Consider the following 18828-nt stretch of genomic DNA (forward strand, 5'->3'; position numbering starts at 1 on the left):
AGTCAGGAAGACCTGTATGCTGGAGTGCCCATAGTCGAAAGACTAACGGGCATTAAAGAAATGAAAGTCAAAACTATTACGGTGGGCAAACATCATAATATGTGTTGTCCGCCTGATATGTGGCATAGTACGGCTATTGTTTTCCATTTTGATTACCTTTTCTTTATCAGTAGAAGGTGAAGGTATTTTATCCAGGAAAACGGCCTGATCCGTGAAGGAGATCAATAAAAAACGATCATTCGCAAAATATTTAGTCGTTTTTTATGCATGGCTGGCGATAAGATATCGTTTTGTTTATTATTTGTTATAATTCTGTATTTCTTAATTTTGTGGAAAATCTTAAATACCCGAATTAATATAATTTCGGCTAAGTAAGAATAATAAAAATTAATTTTAAGATTTATTTAAAAATAATGAATAACCATTCATGGCATAAAACGATAGCCAATACCGGTTTCGGTAATAAAGTGGCGGGGGCGCGCGGGATCACGCTCCAGTTTCTGCCGCAGGTGACCCATATAAATACGCAAATAGTGGCTGTGCTCGACGGCGTTCGGTCCCCAGACCTGATTCAATAACTGGCGCTGGGTCAGCACTTTCCCGGCGTTGTTGAGCAACACGGCCAGCAGGCGAAACTCAATCGGTGTTAAATGGATTTCTGTTTCTCCGCGATGAATCAGATGCGCGGCGAGATCGACGACCACATCGGAAAAGCGTACCACCGGCTCAGGAGAGGGCGTTGCAGAATGACGGCGCAGGGCGACGCGCAGACGTGCCTGTAACTCGCCAATGCCAAACGGTTTGCTCAGGTAGTCGTCGGCACCGGCGTCGAGCGCGGCAATTTTATCGCTCTCTTCGCTACGTGCAGAGAGCACGATCACCGGGACGGCGCTCCACTGTCGCAGGTCGCGAATGAAATCGATGCCGTCACCATCCGGCAGGCCGAGATCGAGAATAATGAGATCGGGCTTGCGCGTTGCCGCTTCCAGCAAACCACGCTGAAGCGTCTCGGCGTCGTACACGCGCAACCCATCGGCTTCCAGCGCGGTACGCAGAAAGCGGCGAATGGCCTGCTCATCTTCAACAATCAGAACGTTTGTCACATATCCTCATGAAAATCTTCAAGTTCTGGTGGAGCGTCTTGCCTCAGTGTAACACGGAAACAGGCACCGCCCTGAGGGCGATTATAGACGGCAATTGACCCGCCATGCACTTCCACTATCGCCCGACAAATGGCCAGCCCCAGCCCGACGCCCGGCACCGCTGACTCTTTGTTCCCCCGTGAGAATTTATCGAACACGCGCTGCTCCTGTCCTTGTGGAATGCCTGGCCCATTATCCCAGACGTCGAGTTGCAGATGTTCGTCTTCAACGTGCGCGTCGATGCCGATCTGCGCCTGTGGTCCGGCATATTTAATGGCATTCTCCAGCAGATTAATCAGTACCCGTTCGAACAGGGGGCCATCGACGTGAATGAGAGTCAGCGGCGCGGGCAGGGAAAGGTTTACCGGATGAACCAGGCCTGGCTCCAGCATTTTCAGCGCACTGCCCACTACTTCTTCCAGCGTCAGCCACTCTTTTTTGAGGTTGAAACCACCAGACTGAATCCGCGCCATATCCAACAGGTTATTCACCAGACGGGTGGTATTCAGTACATGCTGGCGAATTTCGCTGGCCTGTCTGGCATGAGGCGAGCCTTCGCTGGCGAGGTCGAGCGTGAGGATTTCCGCCTGACCAAACAGCACGGTCAGCGGGGTGCGCAGGTCGTGAGAAAGTGCCGCGAGCAGAGCGTTGCGCAGGCTTTCCCGTTCGCTGGCCAGCCGCGCCTGCTCTTCGCTGGCCGTTAAGGTCAGACGTTCCAGCGCATTCGCCACCAGCAAAGTGAAGGTTTCCAACAGTCGCTGCTGCTCGGGGATCATTAACTGACGCAGATTGCCGGGTTCGACAACCACCAGGCCGTGGGTTTTGTCGGCGCTGCGTAACGGCAGGATCTGGTACGGCACGCCTGGCAGGGTATCGGTACCAGCGCCTGCCGGTAACCCTTTATCAAAGCTCCAGCGGGCAATAGCATCATCCCAGGGTGTCATTCCCTGCTGGTGGGTGAGGGCGGCCAGTTTGCCCTCTTCATTCGGCAATAAAATCTGGCTGCGGGCATGAAAGGTGGAGGCAATAAATTGTTCGCTGGTACTGGCGATGTCTTGCGCACTGCGCCCCATCGCCAACGCTTTCGACATCTCATAAAGATGACGAGTCCGCTGTTCCCGGTAGCGCGCAACGCGAGCCTGATAGCGCACGCCCGCCGTCAGGTTACCCACGACCAGTCCAACCGTCAGCATGACGCCGAAGGTGAGGAGATACTGCACGTCTGAGACGGCGAGCGTGCCGCGCGGCGCAATGAAGAACAGATCAAAGCTGACCACGCTAATAAAGGTGGAAAACGCCGATGGCCAGCGACCATAGAAGAGAGCGATGACCACCACACCGAGCAGATAGAGCATCACCAGGTTTGCGGCATCAAAGGCGGCCAGCCACTGGCTGGCGATAAACGTTGTCAGAGCGCAGAGTGCAACGGCAACCAGACAGCCCTGAATTTGCACCCGCCACTTGTCTTTAAAGGCGCGGGTATCGGGCAGGGACGACAGCGTCCGCACCGGTGGCTCATCGAGGGCGACCACCATCAAATCCAGCTCAGGGGCGCGTTTCGCCAGCCGATCGGCAAACGACTCCCGGTGCCACCAGCGTCGCGTTGACGTCCGCCCCAGCACTATTTTTCCCAGATTATGCTCGCGAGCGTAGCGGACCACCGCTTTATCCTCGCTGGGATCGGATAGCGTGGCGGTCTCCGCGCCCAGCTCTTGCGCCAGTCGCAGGGCGTGCAGAATATTGCGCCGCTGCTTTTCCGGCAAGCGATGCAGCGCGGGGGTTTCGACGTAGACGGCGTGCCAGATGCTGCCCAGTCGCGACGCCAGTCGTGCGGCAGTACGCACCAGTTTTTCACTGCCGGTGTTGTGACCAATGCAGAGCAGTATGGCGTCGCGGGTATGCCAGACCTTCTCTTCACCCGGACGACCGCGCCAGGCGCGCATCTGATCGTCCACCCGATCGGCGGTGCGGCGCAGCGCCAGTTCGCGTAGCGCGATTAAATTACCCTTACGGAAAAAGTGTTCAATAGCACGCTCGGCCTGTCCCGCAATATAGACTTTGCCCTCTTTCAGGCGCTGGCGCAGATCGTCAGGTGGTAAATCGACCAACACCACCTCGTCGGCAGCGTCAAAAAACGGATCCGGCACGGTTTCGCGCACCTGAATCCCCGTCACGCCGCTGACCACATCGTTCAGGCTTTCGAGATGCTGCACGTTGACGGTGGTAAAGACATCAATACCGGCGTCGAGCAGTTCTTCAATGTCCTGCCAGCGCTTGGGATGGCGTGAACCCGGTGCATTACTGTGCGCCAGTTCATCCATTAAGATCAGCGCCGGACGGCGTGCGAGCGCGGCATCGAGATCGAATTCACTGATATGACGTCCGTGGCGCGCCTGGCGTTTCAACGGCAGAATGCTGAGACCCTCCAGCAGAGCGGCGGTCTCTTTGCGTCCATGGGTCTCCACCACGCCAATCAGGATGTCGAGTCCCTGTGCGCGCAGGCGCTGGGCTTCAGCCAGCATCGACCAGGTTTTCCCTACGCCCGCACAGGCGCCGAAGAAGATTTTTAGTTTTCCCCGATGGGGGGCGACCGCCTGCTCAAGCAGGCGATCGGGATCGGGGCGTACTGGTTCACTATTCGCCATTCATGCTGTCCAGCGCTAAATTGAGTTCGACAATATTTACGACCGGTTGACCGATAAAGCTCACCAGTGGTTTCTGCGTGTATTCTGCAACCCGTTGCGTCACCTGTTCAATGGTCAGATGACGAGCCTGCGCCACGCGGGGGATTTGCCACGCCACCGCGGCGGGCGTCAGGTTGTTGTCCAGACCGCTCGCGGAGGCAGTAACCAGTTCCACCGGTACGTTACGACTGGCCTGCGGGTTGGCGGCGCGCAGGGTGGCGACCCGGTTTTGCAGTTGTTTATCCAGTTCCGGGTTACTGGCGGCGAGATTACTGCCGCCGGATGCCATGGGATTATAGGGCATTTCAGCGGTGGCCGAAGGCCGTCCCTGGAAATAGCCTTCAGAGGTAAAGTTCTGCCCGAGCAGTGCAGAACCCCGCACCCCATGCTCATCCCGAATCAGTGAACCGTTGGCCTGATACGGGAACCACCATTGCCCCAGCGCGGTGGTCAGCAGCGGATACGCACCGCCCGTCAGCAGCAGCAGGAAAATCAGTGTTGAAAACAACGGACGTAAAGCACTCATCAGACACCTCACACCAGACCCAGCAGGGTCAGCAGCAAATCAATTACTTTGATGCCAATAAACGGCACCACCAGCCCCCCCAGACCGTAAATCCACAGGTTACGGCGCAGCATGGCGGAGGCGGAAAGCGGTTTGTAGCTCACGCCTTTCAGCGCCAGCGGGATCAGAAAGACAATAATCAAGGCGTTAAAGATCACCGCACTCAGAATGGCCGAGTCCGGCGAATGCAGACGCATGATGTTCAGCGCATTCAGTTGCGGATAGGTCGCGGCGAACGCGGCCGGAATGATCGCAAAATACTTCGCCACGTCGTTGGCGATACTGAACGTGGTCAGTGAACCACGCGTCATCAGCATCTGTTTGCCGATGTGCACCACTTCGATAAGCTTGGTGGGGTTAGAGTCGAGATCGACCATGTTGCCCGCTTCTTTTGCCGCCTGCGTACCGGAGTTCATTGCTACCGCGACATCGGCCTGGGCCAGCGCCGGGGCGTCGTTGGTACCATCACCGGTCATCGCCACTAAGCGGCCTTCCGCCTGATACTGGCGGATGAGCGCCAGCTTGGCTTCCGGTGTCGCTTCGGCAAGAAAGTCATCCACACCCGCCTCGGCGGCGATGGCGGCGGCGGTCAGGCGATTATCGCCAGTGATCATCACCGTTTTAATGCCCATTTTACGCAACTGGGCAAAACGCTCTTTTATCCCGCCTTTGACGATATCTTTCAGCGCGATCACGCCTAGCACCCGGGAACCTTCCACCACCACGAGCGGCGTGGCGCCCAGACGGGCGACGCTGTCCACTTTCTGCTCGACATCCGCCGGGAACTGGCCGCCGCTGGCCTCAATGTGGCGACGGATGGCGTCGACGGAACCTTTACGAATCATCCGGTTGTCGATGTTAATACCGCTCATACGACTCTGGGCGGTAAAGGGGACGAAGGTGGCATGCAGCGACTGCACGTCACGTTCGCGCAGATTAAAGCGCTGCTTGGCGAGGATCACAATGCTGCGACCTTCCGGCGTCTCATCGGCTAACGACGAAAGCTGTGCGGCGTCGGCCAGCGTTTTTTCGTCGACACCCTGCGCAGGCAGGAAGTCCGAGGCCTGACGGTTACCGAGAGTAATGGTGCCGGTTTTGTCCAGCAGCAATACGTCCACGTCGCCTGCGGCTTCCACCGCGCGGCCACTGGTGGCGATGACGTTCGCACCGAGCATACGGCTCATTCCGGCGACGCCAATCGCGGAGAGTAACCCGCCGATTGTCGTTGGGATCAGACAAACCAACAGGGCGACCAGCACCGTGACGCTGACCGCGTGACCGCCCCAGGCAGAAAATGGCCACAGCGTGGCGGTTGCCAGCAAAAAGACAATCGTCAGGGCTACCAGCAGAATGGTCAGGGCGATCTCGTTGGGCGTTTTACGGCGCTGGGCGCCTTCGACCATGGCGATCATCCGGTCAAGGAAAGTTTCGCCAGGGTTCACGCTACACTCGATCACCAGCCAGTCGGAGAGAATGCGCGTCCCGCCAGTCACCGAGGCGAAATCGCCGCCGGATTCGCGGATGACCGGCGCAGACTCTCCGGTAATCGCACTTTCATCCACGGAGGCGCCGCCTTCAATGACTTCGCCGTCACAGGGAATGATATCACCTGCTTCCACCAGCACGATGTCGCCTTTGCGTAGCTCATCGGCCGGAACGTGATCCATTTTCGCGCCGTACTTCGGCTCGCGCAGTTTGCGGGCAAAGGCCGTCTTTTTCACTCCTTTGAGGCTGTTGGCCTGTGCTTTACTGCGCCCTTCGGCGAGCGCTTCCGCAAAGTTGGCAAACAGTACAGTGACCCACAGCCACAGACTGATCGCCCCGGTAAACAGCGCGCTGCCGGCCATCTGTCCTGTCGCCATCGCAACGGTAATCACGGTGGTCAGCAGGCTACCCATCCAGACAATGAACATCACCGGGTTGCGCCACTGGGTATGTGGGCTTAATTTTTTCACTGCGTCCATCAGCGCCTGAGCGACCAGAGACGGTTCGAACAGCGCCAGTTGTTTGCGACTCATAACATTTGCTCCGCATCGCTTAGCGTAAGGAAAGGTGTTCAGCGACTGGGCCAAGCGCCAGTGCAGGAATAAAGGTCAGGGCGCCGACTAACAGCACTGTGCCGATCAGTAAACCGACAAACAGCGCGCCGTGGGTCGCCAGGGTGCCGGGACTGGCCGGTTGGCTCTTTTTCGCCACCAGCGATCCGGCAATCGCCATCACCGGGATGATGACCCCGAAGCGACCGACGAACATGCAAAACGCCAGCAGGCAGTTCCAGAACGGGGTGTTTGCGCTCAGACCAGCAAAGGCGCTGCCGTTGTTGTTGGCGGCGGAAGAGACGGCGTACAGGACTTCGCTAAAGCCGTGTGGGCCAGGGTTGAGCATGGCGCTGCGTCCCGCATCGGTCATCATGGCAAGCGCGGTGCCGAGTAAAACCAGCGCAGGGGTGACCAGAATCGCCAGTGCGGTCATTTTCATCTCGCGAACGTCGATCTTTTTGCCCAGGTATTCTGGCGTGCGGCCAATCATCAGTCCGGCGATAAACACTGCCAGCAGCACGAACAACAGCATGCCGTAAAGGCCCGAACCAACGCCGCCGAACACCACTTCGCCAATCTGCATCAGCCACATTGGCACCATGCCGCCCAGCGCGGTAAACGAGTCGTGCATGGCGATCACCGCGCCGCATGAGGCTGCCGTCGTCACCACCGCAAACAGACTGCTCACCAGCACGCCAAAGCGGCTCTCTTTGCCTTCCATATTAAGAGTGGAATCCGCGCCAAATTGCAGCAGATGGGGGTTGCCCTGGACCTCCGCCCACATCACCACCGCGACGCAGACGGTGAAGATGAGCGACATGGTCCACAGCAACATCCGCCCCTGGCGACGATCGCCTGCCGCGTCGCCAAACGCGAAACAGAGCGCGGCTGGAATTAAAAAGATGGCCAGCATTTGCACCATGTTGGTCAGCGCGGTGGGGTTTTCGAACGGGTGTGCCGAGTTGGCGTTAAAGAAGCCGCCGCCGTTGGTCCCCAGCATCTTGATGGCTTCCTGCGAGGCCACCGGCCCCATCGGCAGCAGTTGCTGCACACCTTCCAGAGTAGTGAAAGTCTGATAGGGCAGCAGGTTTTGCAGGCTGCCTTGCTGAATAAAGAACAGCGCAATCACCAGCGCGATGGGGCATAAAATCCACAAGGTAATACGCACCAGGTCGACCCACGCATTGCCCATCGTATTCATGCTCTGGCGGGTAAAGGCGCGGATCAGCGCGAACACCACCGCAATGCCGGTCGCGGCGGACAGGAAGTTTTGTACCGTCAGCCCGGCCATCTGGCTGAAATAGCTTAAGGTGGTTTCCCCGCTGTAAGCCTGCCAGTTGGTATTGGTAACAAAACTCACCGCCGTATTAAGCGCCAGATGCCAGGGCAGACCGGGCAACTGCTGTGGATTCATCGGCAGAAGGTGTTGCCACAACAACAGCAGGAACAGTAGCGTCAACCCCAGCACATTCAACGCGAGGATCGCCAGCAGGTACTGCTTCCAGTTCATCTCGTCTGTCGAAATGCCCAGACCGCGCCAGATCAGGCGTTCAACCCTCGCGGTACCAGGCAGCGAATGGTTGCCGATCAGCCGTGCCAGGCCCGCGCCTAACGGCCTGGCGAGCACGAACAGAATCAGCAGAAAACTGGCGATGAGTAAAAATCCTTGCGCAGCCATCAGAACGCCTCCGCATTGATCAATGCATATACCAGGTAACCTAATAATAAGAAAATCAGCACGATGCCGATTATCACGCCTGCACTCACAGTGCACCTCCCGTGGCATTAATGTGATAAACAAAGCGTAAATATCTGCCTGCAAAGATTTCGCAAAAATCGACGTCGGGGGTGTAAAAAAAGTATAAAAATGGCAAAGACCATTATTTAACTAATGATTAGTATTAATTTAACTTTTTTGTAACTTAATTACGCGATAAAGATAAATAAAGCGTAAATAGCTAAAAATAAGTGGTCGGATGAGTAGTAAAATTACACGCAAAGCGGTACTATTTTCAGCAGATAACCAATTTGACTTTACCGGTGATGATTACCGGCCAGATAAAGGGGAGAGAATCATGGAGTTGTACAAAGAATATCCAGCACATGTTGTATTGTTACGCCGTACTTTCGCCGTCGTGGCTGGGGTGCTGGCACTACCGGTCATGCTGTTCTGGAAAGACCGCGCCCGTTTTTATAGCTATTTACACCGCGTGTGGTCAAAAACCAGCGATAAACCGGTGTGGATGGATCAGGCTGAAAAAGCCACCTGCGATTTCTACTAAGCGCATCGCGTTCAGAAAAACCGCCAACAGCAATGTGGCGGTTTTTTTATGTCTCTGTGTCTACACTTATTTCAGAAATGGAAAAGGAGACATCATGAGCGAGAAAATCCCTGTTGGCATTAGCGCTTGTTTGTTAGGGGAGGCGGTTCGCTTTGATGGTGGACACAAACGCCTGCCCTTTGCAGTCGAAGAACTTTCACCGTGGGTGCACTTTGAACCCGTCTGTCCGGAAATGGCGATCGGCCTGCCGGTGCCGCGTCCTGCATTGCGCTTAGTCAAAATGGAAGAGGCAATTGCACTGCGTTTCAGTGACCGGCGCGAGGGCGATTTAACCCAGGCGATGACCGCGTTCAGTGAAGAACGTGTCAGTCGTTTCGAACACCTTTGTGGCTATATTGTCTGTGCGAAATCCCCAAGTTGCGGCATGGAACGCGTTCGTGTTTATGACGCCGATGGGAAAAACAATCGCAAAGCCGGTCGCGGTATCTTTACCTCAGTCCTGATGGCGTCTTACCCGTGGCTCCCTGTTGAAGAGGACGGGCGATTGCACGATCCACAATTACGGGAAAATTTTGTCGCGCGGATTTATGCCCTGCATGAATTGCATGGATTGCGGCAACAAGGACTCACGCGTGGCGCGCTGATTGACTATCACAGCCGCTATAAACTGTTGCTGCTGGCCCATTCACAGCCGGAATACCGCGAGCTGGGGCGCTTTGTCGCTGCGCTTTACGAGTGGGAAAGCCTTGATGACTTTTTCATTGAATATCGTCTGCGCCTGATGAAACTGATGTCCCATCCTGCCACCCGGCGTAACCATACCAATGTCCTGATGCACGTTCAGGGCTATTTTCGCAAACAGCTCAATGCCCGTCAGCGGCAGGAGTTGGCTTCCCTTATTGACGGTTACCGACGCGCTACGCAGCCACTGCTTGCGCCTGTGACGCTGCTCAAACACTATATGGCAGAATATCCGGATGCGTATCTCTCCGGGCAACGCTATTTTGAACCCTGGCCGGAAGCCCTGCGGCTGCGCTACGGGAGTTGATTTTTTTCATTCGGGAGTGTTATGTCCACCCATCTGGTCTGGTTTCGTCGCGATCTCCGTCTGCATGACAATCTTGCCCTCGCCGCCGCCTGCCGCCACCGCGCCGCGCGCGTTGTGGCGTTATTTATCTCCACGCCTGAGCAGTGGAAAAATCACGTCATGTCACCGCGTCAGGCCGCCTTTATCCAGGCTCAGCTAAACGCTTTACAACAGGCGCTGGCGGAAAAGGGCATTCCGCTGCTGTTTGAGGAAGTCGACGACTTCGCAGGCAGTATTGAAACGGTGAAAGCGGTGTGCGAACAGCATGACGTCAGCCACCTGTTTTATAACTATCAGTATGAAGTGAACGAGCGTGAACGCGATGCGGCGGTAGAAAAGGCGCTGCCGCATGTGGTTTGCGAAGGGTTTGATGACAGCGTGATCCTGCCGCCAGGTGCGGTGACGACGGGAAATCATGAGATGTATAAAGTCTTCACGCCGTTTAAAAACGCCTGGTTAAAACGGCTGAAGGAGGGGATGCCGGAGTGCGTATCCGCACCGGCCCGCCGGGAGAACGGTAGTGTTTCTTCCGCGCTGGTGCCAATTAACCTTCACTATCCGCAACAGGAATTCGACCCCGCCCTTTTTCCCGCCGAAGAAAAAGCCGCAATTGCCCGGTTACGCCAGTTTTGCCAGCAGGGGGCAGGAGAGTACGACGAATGTCGCGACTTCCCGGCCATTGAGGGCACCAGTCGTTTATCCGCCAGTCTTGCTACCGGTGGCTTATCGCCGCGCCAGTGTCTGCATCGCCTGCTGGCGGAACAGCCGCAGGCGCTGGACGGCGGCGCGGGCAGTGTCTGGCTGAACGAACTTATCTGGCGTGAGTTTTATCGCCATCTGATGACGTACCATCCCAATCTGTGCAAACACCGCCCCTTTATTCTCTGGACCGATCGCGTGCGCTGGCGGGATCGTGCGGAAGATTTACAGGCCTGGCAGGAGGGGAGAACGGGTTATCCGATTGTTGATGCGGCGATGCGGCAACTGAACGCCACCGGCTGGATGCACAACCGTCTGCGGATGATTGCGGCCAGCTTCCTGGTCAAAGATCTGCTGATTGACTGGCGTAAAGGTGAACGCTATTTCATGTCGCAACTGATTGATGGCGATCTCGCTGCGAATAACGGCGGCTGGCAGTGGGCGGCCTCTACCGGAACCGACGCCGCGCCGTATTTCCGCATTTTTAACCCCACGACGCAGGGCGAAAAGTTCGACAGAGAGGGGGAGTTTATCCGCCGGTGGATCCCGGAACTTAGCCATGTACCGGGCAAGGCGATTCACGAGCCGTGGAAATGGGCGATGAAAGAAAGCATCACGCTCGACTACCCGCAGCCGATTGTCGATCACAAACTGGCGCGCCAGCAGACGCTTGCCGCGTATGAGGCCGCGCGAAAGAACTAACGGTGGCTATGCGGCCTGACGCCATAACTATTCATAATGAGGTGCGTTAATACGCCCCTTTTTTTATGGCTAAGAACGGGGTGATGGTTTCTTAATATGGCTAATAATTGTCTATCGACGAACCGCCACAGGGACGCTATGTTAACGGAGTGCATAAATAAACAAGGGATCGATGATGAAAAACACCGAACTGGAACAACTGATCAACGAGAAACTGAACAGCGCCGCCATCAGCGACTACGCGCCAAACGGTTTGCAGGTTGAAGGCAAAGAAACGGTGCAAAAAATCGTCACCGGTGTGACCGCCAGTCAGGCGTTACTGGATGAAGCAGTGCGTCTGCAGGCTGATGCGGTCATCGTTCATCATGGCTATTTCTGGAAAGGCGAATCTCCGGTGATTCGCGGGATGAAGCGCAATCGCCTGAAAACGCTGCTGGCGAATGACATTAACCTCTACGGCTGGCATCTCCCTCTGGATGCACATCCCGAACTGGGCAACAACGCACAGTTGGCGGCCCTGTTGGGGATCACCGTGATGGGTGAAATCGAGCCGCTGGTTCCCTGGGGCGAACTGACGATGCCGGTCCCTGGGCTGGAACTGGCGTCGTGGATTGAAGCACGTCTTGGACGCAGGCCGTTATGGTGCGGTGATACCGGGCCGGATACTATCAAACGTGTCGCCTGGTGCACTGGCGGCGGGCAAAGCTTCATCGACAGCGCCGCGCAGGCTGGCGTTGACGCCTTTATCACCGGTGAAGTTTCCGAACAAACCATCCACTCAGCCCGTGAACAGGGACTGCATTTTTACGCCGCCGGGCATCACGCCACCGAACGCGGCGGGATCCGTGCGCTCAGCGAATGGTTGACGGAGAACACCGATTTGGATGTGACGTTTATTGATATTCCAAACCCGGCATAAATAAAAACAAGAGGAACGCAAGTGCAACGAGCGCGTTGTTATCTGTTAGGTGAAACGGCGGTAGTGCTGGAGCTTGAGCCGCCGGTGACGCTGGCGAGCCAGAAACGTATCTGGCGTCTGGCGCAACGTTTGGTTGAGACGCCAAACGTGGTCGAGGCGATTCCGGGAATGAACAATATCACCGTGATCCTACGCGACCCGCAAACGCTGGCGCTGGATGCGATCGAACGCCTGCAACGCTGGTGGGAGGAGAGTGAGGCGCTGGAGCCTGACTCACGCTATATCGAAATTCCGGTAACCTACGGCGGCGCAGGAGGTCCCGATCTGGCGGACGTTGCCCGCCACAGCGGCCTGAGCGAAAAGCAGGTAGTGGAGCTGCACGCGTCGGTCGAGTATGTGGTCTGGTTTTTAGGTTTTCAGCCGGGATTCCCGTATCTCGGTAGCTTACCGGAACAACTGCACACGCCCAGGCGCGCTGAGCCGCGGCTGATCGTTCCGGCTGGATCGGTGGGTATCGGCGGACCGCAAACCGGTATTTATCCGCTGCCAACGCCTGGTGGCTGGCAGTTGATTGGTCATACCTCGCAGGCCTTGTTCGACCCGAAAAAAGAGGAACCGGTTCTCCTGCGCCCTGGCGATAGCGTGCGCTTTATCCCGCAGAAGGAGGGGGTATGCTGAATATTATTCGCGCGGGATTGTACACCTCCGTTCAGGATGGCGGTCGTCACGGTTTTCGTCAGTCAGGCGTTAGCCATTGTGGTGCGCTGGATAAACCGGCGATGCAAATCGCTAACCTGTTAGTGGGTAATGAGGCCAGTGCTCCGGTGTTGGAAATTACCCTCGGACAACTGGTTGTGGAATTTGAAACCGACAGCTGGTTTGCCCTGACCGGTGCGGGATGCGAAGCGCGGCTGGATAATCACCCCGTCTGGACGGGCTGGCGTCTGCCGGTGAAAGCGGGCCAGCGTCTGGTGCTAAAACGTCCGCAGCACGGTATGCGCAGCTATCTTGCCGTCGCGGGCGGTATCGACGTGCCGGAAGTGATGGGGTCATGCAGTACCGATCTCAAAGTGGGCATCGGCGGGTTGGAAGGACGCCTGCTGAAAGACGGCGACCGGCTGGCAACCGGCAAACCCCGACGGACGTTCCTGGAAGCGCGAGGGGTAAAACAGCTGCTATGGGGGAATCGCATTCGGGCGCTGCCGGGGCCGGAATACCACGAATTTGACGCCGTTTCGCAGGAGTCGTTCTGGCGATCGCCGTGGCATCTCAGTCCGCAGAGTAACCGGATGGGCTACCGCCTGCAGGGACAACCGCTGATGCGAATGACGGATCGGGAACTGGTGTCGCACGGTCTGCTGCCTGGCGTGATTCAGGTTCCGCACAACGGTCAGCCGATTGTATTGATGAACGATGCCCAAACGACCGGCGGCTATCCGCGCATTGCCTGCATAATCGAGGCAGACATGTACCATCTGGCGCAGATCCCGCTCGGCCAACCCATTCACTTTGTTCAGTGTTCGCTGGAGGAGGCGCTGAAAGCGCGGCAGGACCAACAGCGCTATCTGGAACAACTCACATGGCGACTCAATGATGAACATTGATTTAAATGCGGATCTCGGCGAAGGCTGCGCCAGCGATGGAGAACTGTTGACGCTGGTCTCATCGGCCAACATTGCCTGCGGCTTTCATGCCGGCGATGCACAAACCATGCTGACCAGCGTGCGCGAGGCGCTGAAAAATGGTGTAGCCATTGGGGCACACCCGAGTTTTCCGGATCGGGAAAACTTTGGCCGCACGGCGATGACGCTACCTGCGGAAACGGTCTACGCGCAAACGCTGTATCAAATCGGCGCGCTGGCGGCCATGGCCCGGGCGGAGGGGGGCGTCATGCGGCACGTGAAACCGCATGGCATGCTCTACAACCAGGCGGCGAAAGATCCGCAACTGGCGGATGCCATTGCCAAAGCGGTGTACGCCTGCGATCCGGCACTGATTCTGGTCGGCCTGGCGGGAAGTGAGCTTGTTCGCGCGGGTGAGCGTTACGGTCTCGTCACGCGCCAGGAGGTGTTCGCCGATCGCGGTTATCAGGCGGACGGCAGTCTGGTGCCACGCACGCAGCCGGGCGCGCTGATTGAAGACGAGGACCAGTCGCTGGCGCAAACGCTGGGAATGGTGGAAACCGGACGCGTGAAAAGCATTACCGGTGAATGGACAAGCGTGGTGGCGCAAACGGTTTGTATTCATGGCGATGGCGAACACGCGCTGGCCTTCGCCCGACGTTTACGCTCGGCGTTTGAAGCCCGCGGTATCACCATTGTTGCCTGAGCGCACTGACGCAGCCTCCATAGAGGGGCTGCGCATATAAAAACACCACAACAAAACACAACATACAGGAATGGATTATGGGAGATGCAATAACGCTCTGGCCACTGATGGGCATCGCCGTCATTGTGGTTGGATTTCTTTTACGTTTTAACCCGGTGCTGGTGGTTATTGTCGCCGGGATCGTCACTGGACTGGCGGCGCAAATGCCGATCGCCACGATCCTCGAAAAGCTGGGTGAAGGTTTTCTCAACACCCGCAACCTGCCGTTTATCCTGCTGATACCGCTGGCGGTTATCGGCCTGCTCGAGCGTCACGGGCTGAAAGAGCGCGCCCAGGCGTGGATTGCCAGGATTAAAAGCGCTACATCAGGTCGCTTGCTGATCGTCTATCTGTTTATTCGTGAAGCCACCGCTGCGCTAGGGCTGACCAGCCTGGGCGGTCACCCGCAAATGGTGCGTCCGTTGTTAGCGCCTATGGCGGAAGGGGCGGCGGAGAAAACGTACGGGGCATTGCCCGGCGCGGTGCGCTACCGGTTGCGAGCGATGTCGGCGGCGACGGATAACGTGGGACTTTTTTTTGGTGAGGATATCTTCGTCGCGTTCGGCGCGATTATCTTCATGCACAACTTTATGCTGGAGTCAGGCGGTATTCAGACCGAACCGCTGCACATTGCCTTATGGGGGATCCCAACGGCCCTGTGCGCCTTCGTGATCCACGGTACGCGCCTGTGGCGGCTGGATAACTATCTGCAACGCGAAATGGCGAAAGCCGGTTCTGTTGACACCCGCAAAGGAGAGGCGCAATGAATTTTCAACAAAGCTACCTCTACTGGCTGGCGGGGATCGTGCTGCTGATTGTCGCCATTATGTCCTGGCAGGATAAAGCTAATCCGCGTCGGTTAACGACCGGGTTATTCTGGGGCGTCTACGGGCTGTTGTTCCTGCTGGGCGACTGGACGTATCAACTGGTGGGCGACAAACGTACAGTCAACATTGCCGTCGGTGTCGCGGTGGTGATCATGGCGTTGATCGCCGGTTTTGGCGGCGTCAAGCTGGGCAGTTATCATCAGCGCACCCGCGAGCAGCGGGAAGAGAGCGCGACGCGTCTGGGTAACCGCCTGTTTTACCCGGCGCTGGCCATTCCGGTCGTCACCGTGATTGGCGTACTGATGTTCAATCACATTCCGGGGTTGCAGGACGCTCTGTTTGGACCGGGTAATCATGCCACGCTGGTGACGCTGTTCTCGATGACCGCAGGCTCACTGATTGGTCTCGGTATGGCTATCAAAATGACCCATGAGAGGGTGCATCAGCCGATTCAGGAGGCGCGCCGCCTGCTGGATTCCATCGGCTGGGCATTTATTTTACCGCAGATCCTCGCAACGTTAGGATTGCTGTTTACGGCGGCAGGCGTTGGCAGTGGCATTTCGTATCTTACTCAAGAGTATCTGGCCGTCGACAGCCGCTTTATCGCGGTGGCGGTGTATACCATTGGGATGGCGCTGTTGACGATGGTGATGGGCAATGCGTTTGCCGCCTTCCCGATTGTCACGGCGGGAATTGGCATTCCGATTCTGGTGCTTCAGCACGGTGGCAACCCGGCGGTGATGGCGGCTATCGGGATGTTCTCCGGCTATTGCGGTACGCTGATGACGCCGATGGCGGCAAACTTCAACATCGTGCCCGCCGCGCTGCTGGAACTGCCAGATAAAAACGCGGTCATTAAAGCGCAGGTGCCAACCGGCATACTGCTGCTGCTAGTCAACGTGTTCCTGATGTATTTCCTGATGTTCCTGTAAGGAGGACGGATGAAAACGGTATTAATCACCGGATTTGAGCCCTTCGGCGGCGAGCAGATTAACCCTTCCTGGGAAGTGGTCTCGCAGCTCGACAATGCTATCATCGCCGGGTGCCGCGTGGTGGCGCGTCAGTTGCCGTGTGTGTTTGGCGAGTCGCTCAGTGTGCTGAATTCCGCCATTGATACGCTCTCTCCATCGCTGGTGCTGGCCATCGGACAGGCGGGCGGACGGACCGATATTACCGTTGAGCGCGTGGCGATCAACGTCGACGACGCCCGTATTCCGGATAATAAAGGCCAACAGCCGGTGGATGAGCCGATTGTTGCTGGTGGACCAGCGGCCTGGTTTAGCACGCTGCCAGTCAAAGCCATGGTGGCGGCGATGCGTGAAGCCGGTGTGCCAGCGTCGGTCTCACAGACGGCGGGGACATTTGTTTGCAACCATGTGATGTACGGATTGCTCCACAAACTGAGCGGCATCGCGGAGGTGAAGGGGGGATTCATCCATATCCCTTATCTGCCGCAGCAGGCGGCGGCGCATCCGGGGGCGCCCAGTATGGCGGCGGAAACGGTGCGTCTGGCGCTGGAGGTGGCGATCGCTACCGCATTGCAGGTTGACGATGACATCGCCGTGACAGGTGGCGCCACGCACTAATCTTCTCAGATAAGGACAGAACCATGCCTGAAGGCCCGGAGATCCGCCGCGCGGCGGATAGCCTGGAGGCGGCGATCAAAGGCAAACCCCTGACGGATGTCTGGTTTGCCTTTGCGCAGTTAAAACCGTATCAATCCACACTGGTGGGGCAGACCGTCACGGCGATGGAGACGCGCGGCAAAGCGTTGCTGACCCATTTTTCCGCGGGTCTGACGCTCTACAGCCATAATCAGCTGTATGGCGTCTGGCACGTGGTGGACAGTGGCGACATGCCGCACACCACCCGTATTCTGCGCGTTAAACTGCAAACCGCGGATAAAACCATTCTGCTTTATAGCGCGTCTGACATTGAGATGTTGACGCCGGAACAGCTCACTACCCATCCCTTCCTGCAACGGGTTGGGCCGGACGTGCTGGACCCGCGTCTGACCCCTGATGCGGTGAAAGCCCGGTTACTCTCGCCGCGTTTTCGCAACCGCCAGTTTTCCGGGCTGTTGCTGGATCAGGCTTTTCTCGCTGGGCTGGGAAACTATCTGCGGGTGGAGATCCTCTGGCAGGTGGGGATAACCGGTCAGCATAAAGCGCGCGATCTCAGCGATGCGCAGTTGACGGCGTTAGCGCATGCGCTGCTGGATATTCCGCGCTTGTCCTACACCACGCGTGGGCAGGTCGATGAAAATAAGCATCATGGCGCGCTGTTTCGCTTTAAGGTGTTTCACCGCGACGGTGAACCTTGCGAACGTTGTGGCGGGATCATCGAGAAAACCACGCTCTCCTCACGGCCGTTCTACTGGTGTCCACATTGCCAGCATTAATGCGCTTGTCGCGGCGCTTTGGCTGAAATAAAACGGGCGATGGCAGGGCCAGTGAGAAGAATACTGAACAGCCGCAGGGTTTGCATCGCCATGATCAGCGACATGTCGGCGTGACTGCCGGCGGCAATGACTGCAACCGTATCAAGCCCGCCGGGGCTGGTGGCGAGATAGGCGGTTAAAAAATCAATCTGCATATAGTGGGTCATTCCCCAGGCCATTGCTGCGCAAATGGCAAGCAGGGCGAAGATAGAGAGCAGGATTTGCGGCAACGGTCGCAGCGCCATAAAGAAGACCTGCTTGTCGAATCCGAGACCAATCTGCCAGCCAATAAGCATATACGCTATCGCCAGCAGCCATTCCGGCAGTTCAATCACCATCACGCCGCTTGCGTGCAGCAGGGCGCCTACCAGCATCGGCACCAGCATGGTACCGGAGGGAATGCGCAGCACCCGACCGACAACGCTGGCAACCACCGCTAATAGCAGCGTCGTGAACAGATTGCCGCTCAGCGGCGGGAACCACTCAATCTGCTGGCTGACGGCTTCTGCGCTTTCGCCCATGATAAACCGCGTCACCAGCACTGCTGCGCCAGCGACAAACAGTACCCGCAGATATTGCATAAAGGCGACCAGGCGGATATCGGCGCCGTAGTCTTGCGCCATCGCGACCATTGCCGCCGCACCGCCGGGAGATGAGCCCCACGCGCCGGTATTGCCAGGGAGTGAACTGTAGCGAACCAGTAACCAGCCAACGACCGTACTGGAGAGCAGCGTCACCAGCAGAACTGCCAGCACTACTACCCAGTTTGCCGCCAGCGTCGTTAATAATGAGCCTGACAAATTCTGCGCGATCATACAGCCAAGAATGGCTTGCGCGCCGAGGAACGTACAGCGAGGAAGCTTTAGTGAGATACCGCGAAGACTAAACAGAATACCGGTGATCATCGGGCCGAGCAGTAACGCCGCCGGAAGATGAATGCTGAGAAAGAGCAGGGACAGAAGGAGTGACAGCAAAAACAACAAGCCCCACTGCAGAACTGGCATCCTGTGCTCCCGGAAGAAATGAACAAACTATCCGTAAATCATAGAGAAGGGCGGAGAAGATTAATATAGCG

Annotated in this window: 19 protein-coding genes; 11 read left to right on the plus strand and 8 right to left on the minus strand. The window is 57.0% G+C overall.

Annotated features, from left to right (window positions below):
- Positions 1-42 precede the first annotated feature (42 nt).
- From speFL to kdpF, 7 genes are all read right to left on the minus strand, one after another.
- On the minus strand, positions 43-147 hold the full coding sequence (gene speFL, locus AOY24_RS24735; RefSeq protein WP_114149115.1) for a leader peptide SpeFL: 105 nt from the start codon (positions 145-147) through the stop codon (positions 43-45).
- Between the two features lie 278 nt (positions 148-425).
- The gene (gene kdpE / locus AOY24_RS03360; RefSeq protein ID WP_043001388.1) at positions 426-1103 is read right to left on the minus strand and encodes a two-component system response regulator KdpE; all 678 of its coding nucleotides are present in this window, start codon (positions 1101-1103) and stop codon (positions 426-428) included.
- Positions 1100-3787 (minus strand): two-component system sensor histidine kinase KdpD, encoded by a 2688-nt coding sequence (kdpD, locus tag AOY24_RS03365; RefSeq protein ID WP_054176143.1) that lies wholly within the window; start codon positions 3785-3787, stop codon positions 1100-1102. Before kdpD ends, kdpE begins: the two co-directional genes overlap by 4 nt.
- Positions 3777-4352, minus strand: coding sequence for a potassium-transporting ATPase subunit KdpC (gene kdpC / locus AOY24_RS03370; protein ID WP_054176144.1), 576 nt, complete (start codon positions 4350-4352; stop codon positions 3777-3779). Before kdpC ends, kdpD begins: the two co-directional genes overlap by 11 nt.
- Before the next feature lie 8 nt (positions 4353-4360).
- Positions 4361-6409, minus strand: coding sequence for a potassium-transporting ATPase subunit KdpB (gene kdpB, locus AOY24_RS03375; RefSeq protein WP_044327929.1), 2049 nt, complete (start codon positions 6407-6409; stop codon positions 4361-4363).
- Positions 6410-6428: 19 nt separating this feature from the next.
- Complete coding sequence (gene kdpA / locus AOY24_RS03380) at positions 6429-8108, minus strand: potassium-transporting ATPase subunit KdpA (protein WP_054176145.1); 1680 nt, start codon at positions 8106-8108, stop codon at positions 6429-6431.
- The gene (gene kdpF, locus AOY24_RS03385) at positions 8108-8197 is read right to left on the minus strand and encodes a K(+)-transporting ATPase subunit F (RefSeq protein WP_042285393.1); all 90 of its coding nucleotides are present in this window, start codon (positions 8195-8197) and stop codon (positions 8108-8110) included. The genes kdpA and kdpF overlap by 1 nt, the downstream gene beginning before the upstream one ends.
- Positions 8198-8505: 308 nt before the next feature.
- Here kdpF and AOY24_RS03390 point away from each other — a divergent pair, with 308 nt between their 5' ends.
- The 11 genes from AOY24_RS03390 (at position 8506) to nei (ending at position 17714) form a co-directional block, all read left to right on the plus strand.
- Positions 8506-8712, plus strand: coding sequence for a YbfA family protein (locus AOY24_RS03390; protein ID WP_043001383.1), 207 nt, complete (start codon positions 8506-8508; stop codon positions 8710-8712).
- Positions 8713-8806: 94 nt separating this feature from the next.
- Entirely contained in the window at positions 8807-9760 is a 954-nt protein-coding gene (locus AOY24_RS03395) for a 2-thiouracil desulfurase family protein (protein ID WP_054176146.1), read from the plus strand.
- 21 nt (positions 9761-9781) lie between these two features.
- Positions 9782-11200 (plus strand): deoxyribodipyrimidine photo-lyase, encoded by a 1419-nt coding sequence (gene phrB / locus AOY24_RS03400; RefSeq protein WP_054176147.1) that lies wholly within the window; start codon positions 9782-9784, stop codon positions 11198-11200.
- Positions 11201-11375: 175 nt separating this feature from the next.
- Positions 11376-12119 (plus strand): radiation resistance protein YbgI, encoded by a 744-nt coding sequence (gene ybgI, locus AOY24_RS03405; protein ID WP_043001380.1) that lies wholly within the window; start codon positions 11376-11378, stop codon positions 12117-12119.
- A gap of 21 nt (positions 12120-12140) precedes the next feature.
- Positions 12141-12797 (plus strand): 5-oxoprolinase subunit PxpB, encoded by a 657-nt coding sequence (gene pxpB, locus AOY24_RS03410; RefSeq protein ID WP_043001379.1) that lies wholly within the window; start codon positions 12141-12143, stop codon positions 12795-12797.
- Entirely contained in the window at positions 12791-13723 is a 933-nt protein-coding gene (gene pxpC / locus AOY24_RS03415) for a 5-oxoprolinase subunit PxpC (protein WP_054176148.1), read from the plus strand. The genes pxpB and pxpC overlap by 7 nt, the downstream gene beginning before the upstream one ends.
- Positions 13713-14447, plus strand: a complete 735-nt coding sequence (gene pxpA / locus AOY24_RS03420; RefSeq protein WP_054176182.1) for a 5-oxoprolinase subunit PxpA — start codon at positions 13713-13715, stop codon at positions 14445-14447. Before pxpC ends, pxpA begins: the two co-directional genes overlap by 11 nt.
- A gap of 77 nt (positions 14448-14524) precedes the next feature.
- Positions 14525-15253, plus strand: coding sequence for a DUF969 domain-containing protein (locus tag AOY24_RS03425; protein ID WP_043001377.1), 729 nt, complete (start codon positions 14525-14527; stop codon positions 15251-15253).
- Positions 15250-16245, plus strand: coding sequence for a DUF979 domain-containing protein (locus AOY24_RS03430; protein WP_043001376.1), 996 nt, complete (start codon positions 15250-15252; stop codon positions 16243-16245). Before AOY24_RS03425 ends, AOY24_RS03430 begins: the two co-directional genes overlap by 4 nt.
- 9 nt (positions 16246-16254) lie before the next feature.
- On the plus strand, positions 16255-16899 hold the full coding sequence (pcp, locus tag AOY24_RS03435; protein ID WP_043001375.1) for a pyroglutamyl-peptidase I: 645 nt from the start codon (positions 16255-16257) through the stop codon (positions 16897-16899).
- Positions 16900-16922: 23 nt separating this feature from the next.
- Positions 16923-17714 (plus strand): endonuclease VIII, encoded by a 792-nt coding sequence (gene nei, locus AOY24_RS03440; RefSeq protein ID WP_054176149.1) that lies wholly within the window; start codon positions 16923-16925, stop codon positions 17712-17714.
- Here nei and AOY24_RS03445 read toward each other — a convergent pair.
- A complete protein-coding gene (locus AOY24_RS03445) occupies positions 17711-18757 on the minus strand; it encodes an AbrB family transcriptional regulator (RefSeq protein ID WP_043001373.1) in 1047 nt (348 codons plus the stop codon). The two genes, nei and AOY24_RS03445, sit on opposite strands and share 4 nt — an antisense overlap.
- Positions 18758-18828 lie beyond the last annotated feature (71 nt).

The sequence above is a fragment of the Citrobacter sp. CtB7.12 genome (genome assembly GCF_001297795.1).
Lineage (GTDB): Bacteria > Pseudomonadota > Gammaproteobacteria > Enterobacterales > Enterobacteriaceae > Citrobacter_A > Citrobacter_A amalonaticus.

Excerpts from the sequence above, each read along its gene's own strand:
- pcp (WP_043001375.1), top strand. The coding sequence starts at position 16,255 with ATGAAAACGGTATTAATCACCGGATTTGAGCCCTTCGGCGGCGAGCAG.
- AOY24_RS03390 (WP_043001383.1), top strand. The coding sequence starts at position 8,506 with ATGGAGTTGTACAAAGAATATCCAGCACATGTTGTATTGTTACGCCGT.
- AOY24_RS03395 (WP_054176146.1), top strand. The coding sequence starts at position 8,807 with ATGAGCGAGAAAATCCCTGTTGGCATTAGCGCTTGTTTGTTAGGGGAG.
- ybgI (WP_043001380.1), top strand. The coding sequence starts at position 11,376 with ATGAAAAACACCGAACTGGAACAACTGATCAACGAGAAACTGAACAGC.
- speFL (WP_114149115.1), bottom strand. The coding sequence starts at position 147 with ATGGAAAACAATAGCCGTACTATGCCACATATCAGGCGGACAACACAT.
- pxpA (WP_054176182.1), top strand. The coding sequence starts at position 13,713 with ATGAACATTGATTTAAATGCGGATCTCGGCGAAGGCTGCGCCAGCGAT.
- kdpC (WP_054176144.1), bottom strand. The coding sequence starts at position 4,352 with ATGAGTGCTTTACGTCCGTTGTTTTCAACACTGATTTTCCTGCTGCTG.
- pxpC (WP_054176148.1), top strand. The coding sequence starts at position 12,791 with ATGCTGAATATTATTCGCGCGGGATTGTACACCTCCGTTCAGGATGGC.
- kdpA (WP_054176145.1), bottom strand. The coding sequence starts at position 8,108 with ATGGCTGCGCAAGGATTTTTACTCATCGCCAGTTTTCTGCTGATTCTG.
- AOY24_RS03445 (WP_043001373.1), bottom strand. The coding sequence starts at position 18,757 with ATGCCAGTTCTGCAGTGGGGCTTGTTGTTTTTGCTGTCACTCCTTCTG.
- nei (WP_054176149.1), top strand. The coding sequence starts at position 16,923 with ATGCCTGAAGGCCCGGAGATCCGCCGCGCGGCGGATAGCCTGGAGGCG.
- kdpB (WP_044327929.1), bottom strand. The coding sequence starts at position 6,409 with ATGAGTCGCAAACAACTGGCGCTGTTCGAACCGTCTCTGGTCGCTCAG.
- AOY24_RS03430 (WP_043001376.1), top strand. The coding sequence starts at position 15,250 with ATGAATTTTCAACAAAGCTACCTCTACTGGCTGGCGGGGATCGTGCTG.
- AOY24_RS03425 (WP_043001377.1), top strand. The coding sequence starts at position 14,525 with ATGGGAGATGCAATAACGCTCTGGCCACTGATGGGCATCGCCGTCATT.
- kdpD (WP_054176143.1), bottom strand. The coding sequence starts at position 3,787 with ATGGCGAATAGTGAACCAGTACGCCCCGATCCCGATCGCCTGCTTGAG.
- phrB (WP_054176147.1), top strand. The coding sequence starts at position 9,782 with ATGTCCACCCATCTGGTCTGGTTTCGTCGCGATCTCCGTCTGCATGAC.